The sequence below is a fragment of the Nonomuraea maheshkhaliensis genome, from assembly GCF_039529435.1.
Taxonomy (GTDB): domain Bacteria; phylum Actinomycetota; class Actinomycetes; order Streptosporangiales; family Streptosporangiaceae; genus Nonomuraea; species Nonomuraea maheshkhaliensis.
Genome location: NZ_BAAAMU010000133.1, coordinates 20,962 through 29,095, shown reverse-complemented (window position 1 = coordinate 29,095; position 8,134 = coordinate 20,962). Strand labels below are relative to the sequence as shown.

Below are 8,134 nucleotides of genomic sequence, written 5' to 3'. Positions count from 1 at the left end.
GCCGGCCCCGCCAGGGGACGGCCACCGCCTCGGCGACCACCGCCGCGCCGGCCCAGCCGCGGGTCACCCGCCCGCAGAGCCCGCCGCCGCAGGCGAGCGCCCGGCCCACGCCGAAGCAGGAGACGGCCCACGCCGAAGAGCCCCGGGTGGACCTGCTGTGGCCCAACCCGTTCTCGCACGAGCTCGCGGTGCCGATGCAGGATCAGCGGGTCGTGCGGCCCAGCCCGCCCGCCTCCGACGTGCTGGGGACGGTGCTGACGATCGCGTTGCTGGGCTCGGCGGTGCTGGCCACGCGGATCGTGCAGCAGCGGCGGCACCGTACGGAACCCACGGAGTCGATCCCGTTCGAGCCGGCGCGGGCCGGCTCGAACGGACGCCACCGGCTGGCCTGAGCCGGCCGGCACACGAGGCAAGCCCCGGCGGCGTGAAGGCGCATTCTAGGGGTCGTCGCAACACGGTGATCGGTTGCTGTACGTGACCAAACCCGTGTGGGCGGCGTTGCTGATCGTGCTCATGGTAGCGATCACCCTTGGCTGGGCACGCGTGGCACTGCCCTTGGCGTTGGTCGCCGCACTCCAGGTCAGCAGGCGCATGATTCCCGGGTCAGCAGGTAGCGCGATCCCCTACTTCGGACCATGCCGTCGCACCCCGCACGGCTCCGGGCTTGGTACGCGTCGATGATTGCACTCAGGGCACGAGGAGGACGCGGCCGAGTTGGGAGCGGCTTTCCATGATCCGATGCGCTTCGGCCGCCTTGTCGAGCGGCAGTCGGGCGTGCAGCCTGGCGCGTAGTCTCCCCTCGACCGCGTGCTGTGTGACCTGGTCCATGTCCTCGCGTGCTTGCTTCGGTGCGGCGGCGCGCCAGGCGAGCAGTGAGAACCCCGCTACCGATCTCATTGCGAAAAGGCTGGTCAGCGGGATGTCGGTTGCCCCGCCGCCGGCTGCTCCGTAGACGACGGCCCGGCCGAACGGTGCCAGGAGGTCGAGGCTGCGCACCAGGATGCGGCCGCCGACGGAGTCCAGGATGACGTCGATCCCTTCTGGCGCGGCCTCGCGCACCTGGTCGGGCCAGTCCTCCGCTGAGTAGTCGACGGCCGCGTCGGCGCCGAGCGTGCGGGTGAAGTCCAGCTTGGCGGGGGAGCCTGCTGTGGCGATCACGGTGCCGGCACCGGCGATCTTGGCGAGTTGTACGGCCAGGTGGCCAATGCCTCCTGCGGCGGCGTGAATGAGCACGGTCTCGCCGGGCGACAGCCGGGCGGCGCGCAACGTGCCCAGCGCCACGGGGGCGCCCATCGGCAGCATGCTCGCGGTGGCGTCGTCGATTCCCTCTGGCACGGGCGCGAGCCATTCGGCGTCGGCGAGGACCTGGTCGGCGAAGGCGTCCTCGGCCAGCGCGGCGACCCGCCGGCCGGTGAGGCCGGGGTCGACGCCGGCCCCCACCGCGTCGACCATGCCGACCACATCGCCGGTGAGCACGGCGGGCAGGTCGCGCCGGTAGATCCCGCCGGTTTCCGGCCCCTGGCGGAACTTCACGTCAACGAAGTTGGCGCCGATCGCCTCGGCGCGGATGCGCACCTGGCCGGGGCCCGGGCGGGGGATCTCTGTCTCTTCCATGGTGAGCACCTCGGGGCCGCCATAGGCGTGATAACGGATTCGGCGCATGCCGTCCTCCTTCATTGAGGATAAAGTGGACCTGCGGTCAAGTTCGAAGGGAGCGTACTTGACCGGCGGTCCAGTTGTCCACGGGAAAGAGGAGCCGATGATCGAGGAGCGTCGCGAACGCGCTGACGCGGCACGCAACCGTCGTGCCATCCTGCGGGCGACCGAGGAGTTGCTCGCCCGGCACCGGCCCGAGCAGATCTCCATGGAACAGGTCGCCGCCGCGGCCGGGGTTGGTAAGGGCACGGTGTTCCATCGTTTCGGCAGCCGGATGGGGCTGATGGTCGCGCTGATGCAGGAGCGGGCCTACGCCCTGGAGGAGGCCGTGGCGAGCGGACCTCCGCCGCTGGGGCCCGGCGCCCCGCCCGAGGAGCGGCTGACGGCCTTTCTGGACGCGATCGTCGACGTCGTTGGCCGCAACAAGGGGCTCCTCGCGGCGCTCGGCCATGCCGCTACGGCGGCGCCCAGGCCGGAGTGGAAGGAGCACGGCGAGCACCGGGGCGAAGGCGGTGACCACGTTCCGGACTCGCGGGACGACCATCCCGTCTACCGGTTCTGGCACGGCCACACCAGCGCGCTGATCGCCGCGCGGCGCCCCGACCTGGACGGAGAACTGCTGGCGCACATCCTGCTGGGCAGCCTTCAAAGCGAACCGGTCCTGCGGCTGCTGGAGCGCGGAGAGGCGATGCGGCTGGCCGCGTCGCTACGCGTCATGGCCGCCGGGATGCTCGCGGCCCCTGCCCCCTCCTGAGGCGAACCGGCCGAGAAACCATCCATCTCCCCGATCGCTACAGTGCGGCATATGCCACGTTTAAGCCGTCGGCGGTGAGTGATCCAGCGAGACGCTCGGCGGGGGTATCCCAGCCGAGCGTCTTTCGTGGTCTGGCGTTGAGTTCGGCGGCGACGGCGTCCAGGTGCTCACGGGTGTGAACGGACAAGTCGGTGCCCTTGGGGAAGTATTGCCGCGCTGCCAGGGGCTGGCCGGGTCGCAAAAGTAGACCGGGATTCCGGTAGCGACGGTGAATGCGCCGTGGGAGCCCATCTCGCTTCCCTGATCCCAGGTCAGCGAGCGGGTGAGATGAGCCGGTAGCGTCTTGACGGTTGTGATCAGAGCATCACGCATCCGCTCTGCGCTGCGGCCGTGGGGCAGGTGGACGAGCATCACGTAACGGGTGCTGCGCTCGACCAGAGTGCCGATGGCGGAACCGCCGTCCTTGCCAACGATCAAATCACCCTCCCAATGCCCAGGCACGGCGCGATCCTCGACCTCAGCCGGACGCTCGCTGATCATGACCATCGGGTGGGTGAAGCGAGACCTGCGGCGAGCTGCCTGCCGGTGCGGTTGGCGACGGATACGCCCGCTGCGCAGAGCACGAGCGACCTTGCGGCGAAGCTCCCCACGCCCTTGAACGTAGAGAGCCTGGTAAACCGTCTCGTGGACCACGTGCAGCTCCGGCCGCTCGGGAAAGTCCTTGCGCAGAGCTTGGCAGATCTGTTCCGGGCTCCACCGCCGGTCCAGGTGCTGCTGGATGAAGTCACGCAGCTCGGCATTCTGCGCGACCTTTCTGGACTTGGGGCGGGGTCGGCGTGCTTCGGCCCGCGCCTGGGCGGCGTAGGGCCGATAGACCCACTGGCTGCCACGCACATGTGTGCGATTGCGCCTGATCTCGCGGCTGATCGTGGACGGACTGCGGCCCAGCTCACGGGCGATCTGTCGGAGGGACGCCTTCTCTCGCACCCGATCGGCGATGTGCAGACGTTCGGCCTCGCACAGGTAGCGGCCCGACTCAGTGGCAACGGCCGCCCGCTCGCCGTGAGCGGGCGGCCGGAACCGGCTGGGGTCCATCCGGCCGTTGCGCCATTCACGCCCGGTTCGTTCGTTAACGCCGACCTGCCGGGATGCTTCCCTGTTGCTGTAGCCCTGTCGCACGAGCCGGAAGTATTCCTCCCGCTCGGCCCGGAGCTTCTTCGGCCCCTGCGCTGTCCGGTTCTTCCGGATCTTGAAGTCCATCGCATCCCCTGGGCTGGGGTGTTGCGACGACCTCTAGAACTTGCAGAACCGGCCGGGGCTTGAAGGGAGGGCGGGTCAGCCGCCGATGGCGTGGACGCCGCCGTCGACGTGGACGATCTCGCCCGTCGTCGCCGGGAACCAGTCGGACAGCAGCGCCACGCACGCCCTTGCCGTGGGGCCGGTGTCGCCGAGGTCCCAGCCCAGCGGGGCCTTCTCCGGCCAGCTGTCCTCGAACTCACGGAAGCCGGGGATCGACTTGGCCGCCATCGTGCGCAGCGGGCCCGCCGCCACCAGGTTGACCCGGATGTTCTGCTTGCCCAGGTCGCGGGCCAGGTAGCGGTTGCAGGACTCAAGACCCGCCTTGGCCACGCCCATCCAGTCGTAGACGGGCCAGGCCTTGGAGGCGTCGAAGTCGAGACCGACCACCGCCCCGCCCTCCTTCATCAGCGGCAGGCAGGCCACGGCCAGCGACTTGTAGGAGAAGGTCGAGACCTGCAGCGCGGTGGCGACGTCCTCCCACGAGGTGTTGAGGAAGTTGCCGCCGAGCGCCGACTGCGGCGCGAAGCCGATCGAGTGGACCACGCCGTCGAGCCCGTCGACGTGCTCGCCCACCCGGGCCGCGAGCGTGTCGAGGTGGTCGGTGTTCTGGACGTCGAGCTCCAGCACCGGCGCCGGCTCGGGCAGCCGCTTGGCGATGCGCTCGACCAGGCTGAGCCGGCCGAAGCCGGTCAGGACGACCGTGGCGCCCTCTTCCTGGGCCAGCTTGGCCACCGCGAACCCGATCGAGGCGTCGGTCAGCACGCCGCTCACGAGGATCCGCTTGCCGTCGAGAAGTCCCATGTCAGTGCCCCATTCCAAGTCCGCCGTCGACGGGGATGACCGCGCCGGTGATGTAGGAGGCGTCGTCGCCGGCCAGGAAGCGCACGACGCGCGCCACCTCCTCGGGGGCCGCCTGCCGGCCGAGGGGGATGTTGGCCACGATCGCCTCGGTGTCGAGGTCGGCCGTCATGTCGGTGGCCACGAAGCCGGGCGAGACGACGTTGACCGTGATGTTGCGCGAGCCGTATTCGCGGGCCATGGACCGGGCGAAGCCGATGAGGCCCGCCTTGGAGGCCGCGTAGTTGGTCTGGCCGGCCTGGCCGCTGAGGCCGACGACGGAGGAGACGAGGATCACCCGGCCGCGCTTGAGCCGCATCATGGGCCTGATGGCCCGCTTGGCGACGCGGTAGGCGCCGGTCAGGTTGGCGTCGATGACGTCGGTGAAGGTCTCTTCCTTCATCATCGCCAGCAGCGTGTCCTTGGTGATGCCGGCGTTGGAGACCAGGACCTCGACCGGGCCGTGCTCGGCCTCGACCTTGTCGAAGGCGGCCTCGACGTCGGCGGTGCTGGTGACGTCGCAGCGCACGCCGAACAGGCCCTCGGGCGGCTCCCCCGATCGGTAGGTGACCGCGACGGCGTCGCCTGCCGCGGCGAGTTCACGGGCGATCGCGAGGCCTATGCCGCGATTGCCCCCGGTGACGAGTACAGAGCGTGCCATGGGATCTGACGCTATCCCCTACCGGCGGGTACCGGCTTGTCCGGGTGAGACAAGATCGCGGGGTTAGGATCGTGGACATGCGCCAGATCGACCCCGATTTCCTGGAGCTGCCCCTGCGGCAGCTGGCGGACGCCGCCTTGCAACGTGCTCGCGACCTGGGCGCCGAGCACGCCGACTTCCGGCTCGAACGTGTCAGGGCGGAGACGCTGCGCCTCTACGACGCCCGCCTCGAAGGCTCGCTCGACGCCGACGACCTCGGCTACGCCGTGCGGGTCGTCAAGGGCGGCACGTGGGGCTTCGCGGCCGGCGTGCTGCTGACGCCCGAGGCCGCCGCCGGGGTGGCCGAGCAGGCGGTGCGGGTGGCCGAGGTGAGCGCCCCGATCAACCGCGAGCCCATCGAGCTGGCGCCCGAACCGGTCCATACCGACGCGGTGTGGGTCTCGGCGTACGACGTCGATCCGTTCGAGGTGGCCCAGGCCGACAAGGTGAGCCTGCTGGCCGAGTGGTCGGCCGGGCTGCTGAAGGGCGCCGACCACGTCTCGGCGCGGCTGCTGCAGGTCAAGGAGCAGAAGTTCTACGCCGACACGGCCGGCACGTCCACCACGCAGCAGCGGGTGCGGGTGCATCCGGAGCTCAACGCGATGAAGGCGTCGGAGAGCGGGTTCGACGACATGTCGACGCTCGCGCCGCCGGTCGGGCGGGGCTACGAATACCTGACCGGCACCTGGTGGGACTGGCAGGGCGAGCTGTCCAGGCTGCCCGAGCTGCTGGCGGAGAAGCTGGCCGCGCCCTCGGTCGAGGCGGGCGACTACGACCTGGTGATCGACCCGTCCAACCTGTGGCTGACGATCCACGAGTCGATCGGCCACGCCACCGAGCTGGACCGCGCGCTCGGCTACGAGGCGGCCTACGCCGGCACCAGCTTCGCCACGTTCGACCAGCTCGGCGAGCTCGTCTACGGCTCGCCCGCGATGAACGTGACCGGCGACCGCACCGTCACCCACGGCCTGGCCACGGTCGGCTACGACGACGAGGGTGTGCGGGGGCAGAGCTTCGACATCGTCAAGGACGGCATCCTGGTGGGCTACCAGCTCGACCGGCGGATGGCGCGGATGAAGGGGCTCGGCCGCTCCAACGGGTGCGCGTTCGCCGACTCGCCCGGCCACATGCCGATCCAGCGCATGGCGAACGTGTCGCTGGCGGCGGCGCCCGGCGGGCCCTCGACCGACGAGCTGATCTCGGGCGTCGAGCGGGGCATCTACATCGTCGGCGACAAGAGCTGGTCGATCGACATGCAGCGCTACAACTTCCAGTTCACCGGGCAGCGGGCCTACCGGATCACCGGCGGCCGGCTCGACGGGCAGCTCAAGGACTTCGCCTACCAGGCGACGACCACCGACTTCTGGCAGTCGATGGAGGCGGTCGGCGGGCCGCAGACGTACGTGCTCGGCGGCGCGTTCAACTGCGGCAAGGGGCAGCCGGGGCAGGTCGCGCCGGTCAGCCACGGGTGCCCGTCGGCGCTGTTCCGGGGTGTCCGGATCCTCAACACCGTGCAGGAGGGGAGCAAATGAGGCCGCAGGAGATGGTGGAGAGGGCGCTGCGGCTCTCCCGCAACGACGGCTGCGTGGTGCTGGTGGACGAGGAGTCCACGGCCAACCTGCGGTTCGCGGGCAACACGCTGACCACCAACGGCGTCGCCCGCACGTCCCGGCTGACCGTGATCTCGATCGCGGGGCAGGGGGTGGGGGTGGTGTCGCGGGCGGCCGTACGCGATGAGCAGCTCGCCGACGTCGTGGCGGCGGCCGACGCGGCGGCGCGCGAGGCGCGGCCGGCCGAGGACGCCCGCCCGCTGGTCGAGGCGGGCGCCGCCGCGCCGCACTGGGACGAGGAGGTCCGGCCGACCGACATCGGGGTGTTCGAGGCGTTCGCGCCCGCGCTCGGTGACGCGTTCGCGGCGGGCTGACCTCGACGTTCCTCGGCACGTCCACCGGCGTGCGGCTGCGGCACGACCAGCCGACCGGGCGGCTTGAGCTCAACGCCAAGTCCGGCGACCTCAAGCGCTCCGCGTGGGCCGGCGTGTCCACTCCCGACTTCACCGACGTCGACGTCTCCGCGCTCGGCTCCGGGCTGGCGCAGCGGCTGGAGTGGGCGAAGAACCGGGTGGACCTGCCCGCGGGCCGCTACGAGACGCTGCTGCCGCCGAGCGCGGTGGCCGACCTGATGATCTACCTGTACTGGTCGGCGGAGGCCAGGGACGCGCTCGACGGGCGGTCGGTGTTCGCCAGGCCCGGCGGGGGCACCCGCGTGGGCGAGCAGCTCGGCGCGCTGCCCGTCTCGCTGTCGAGCGATCCGGGGGCCGAGGGCGTCGCGTGCGCGCCGTTCGTGACCGCGCACGCCTCCAGCAGGGGCAGCTCGGTGTTCGACAACGGGCTGCCGCTGGGGCCGACCGGCTGGATCAAGGACGGGCGACTGGAGGCGCTGCGGCAGACGCGTTACTCGGCCGAGCTGAGCGGGCTGCCGGTGACGCCCGGCGTCGACAATCTGATCATGTCGGCGCCCGGCGACGGGCGTTCGCTGGAGGAGATGATCGCCTCCACCCGGCACGGGCTCCTCCTCACCTGCCTGTGGTACATCCGCCAGGTCGATCCGCAGACGCTGCTGGTGACCGGGCTGACCCGTGACGGCGTCTACCTGGTCGAGCACGGCGAGGTCGTGGGCGAGGTGAACAACTTCCGCTTCAACGAGAGCCCGGTCGACCTGCTGGGGCGGCTGACGGAGGTGGGGGCGAGCGGGCGCACGCTGCCGCGCGAGTGGAACGACTACTTCCAGCGGACGATCATGCCGGCGGTGCGGGTGCCCGACTTCAACATGTCGACGGTGAGCCAGGCCAGCTGACCCCGCTCCCTGACTCCCCCGGCGTGTCCTGG

The 8,134-nt window shown here is 70.8% G+C and carries 5 protein-coding genes and 3 pseudogenes; 4 read left to right on the top strand and 4 right to left on the bottom strand.

Translation table 11 applies throughout. The annotated features are described in order from the left end of the window. Positions 1-392, top strand: a pseudogene (locus ABFX54_RS47380) (hypothetical protein); the annotation flags it as partial. Positions 393-687: 295 nt separating this feature from the next. On the opposite strand, the gene ABFX54_RS47375 reads toward ABFX54_RS47380, so the two are convergent. Then, positions 688-1,677 carry a quinone oxidoreductase family protein gene (locus ABFX54_RS47375; RefSeq protein ID WP_346113670.1) on the bottom strand — a complete coding sequence of 330 codons (990 nt, stop codon included), beginning with the start codon at positions 1,675-1,677 and terminating at the stop codon, positions 688-690. 82 nt (positions 1,678-1,759) lie between these two features. Between ABFX54_RS47375 and ABFX54_RS47370 the strand changes: the two genes are divergently transcribed. Beyond that, positions 1,760-2,410: a TetR/AcrR family transcriptional regulator gene (locus ABFX54_RS47370; protein WP_346113669.1), complete on the top strand. Its 651-nt coding sequence runs from the start codon at positions 1,760-1,762 to the stop codon at positions 2,408-2,410. Positions 2,411-2,447: 37 nt separating this feature from the next. On the opposite strand, the pseudogene ABFX54_RS47365 reads toward ABFX54_RS47370, so the two are convergent. From ABFX54_RS47365 to fabG, 3 genes and pseudogenes are all read right to left on the bottom strand, one after another. After that, positions 2,448-3,670, bottom strand: a pseudogene (locus ABFX54_RS47365) (IS30 family transposase). 75 nt (positions 3,671-3,745) lie between these two features. Continuing rightward, complete coding sequence (fabI, locus tag ABFX54_RS47360) at positions 3,746-4,510, bottom strand: enoyl-ACP reductase FabI (RefSeq protein ID WP_346113668.1); 765 nt, start codon at positions 4,508-4,510, stop codon at positions 3,746-3,748. 1 nt (position 4,511) lies between these two features. Beyond that, positions 4,512-5,207 carry a 3-oxoacyl-ACP reductase FabG gene (fabG, locus tag ABFX54_RS47355; protein WP_346113667.1) on the bottom strand — a complete coding sequence of 232 codons (696 nt, stop codon included), beginning with the start codon at positions 5,205-5,207 and terminating at the stop codon, positions 4,512-4,514. 77 nt (positions 5,208-5,284) lie between these two features. On the opposite strand from fabG, the gene ABFX54_RS47350 reads away from it, so the two are divergent. Continuing rightward, positions 5,285-6,778 (top strand): TldD/PmbA family protein, encoded by a 1,494-nt coding sequence (locus ABFX54_RS47350; RefSeq protein WP_346113666.1) that lies wholly within the window; start codon positions 5,285-5,287, stop codon positions 6,776-6,778. Further along, a pseudogene (locus ABFX54_RS47345) lies at positions 6,775-8,102 on the top strand (metallopeptidase TldD-related protein). The gene ABFX54_RS47350 and the pseudogene ABFX54_RS47345 overlap by 4 nt, the downstream one beginning before the upstream one ends. Positions 8,103-8,134: the final 32 nt, after the last annotated feature.

Coding starts and splice junctions, on each gene's coding strand:
- ABFX54_RS47375 (WP_346113670.1), bottom strand. CDS start 1,677: ATGAAGGAGGACGGCATGCGCCGAATCCGTTATCACGCCTATGGCGGC.
- ABFX54_RS47370 (WP_346113669.1), top strand. CDS start 1,760: ATGATCGAGGAGCGTCGCGAACGCGCTGACGCGGCACGCAACCGTCGT.
- fabI (WP_346113668.1), bottom strand. CDS start 4,510: ATGGGACTTCTCGACGGCAAGCGGATCCTCGTGAGCGGCGTGCTGACC.
- fabG (WP_346113667.1), bottom strand. CDS start 5,207: ATGGCACGCTCTGTACTCGTCACCGGGGGCAATCGCGGCATAGGCCTC.
- ABFX54_RS47350 (WP_346113666.1), top strand. CDS start 5,285: ATGCGCCAGATCGACCCCGATTTCCTGGAGCTGCCCCTGCGGCAGCTG.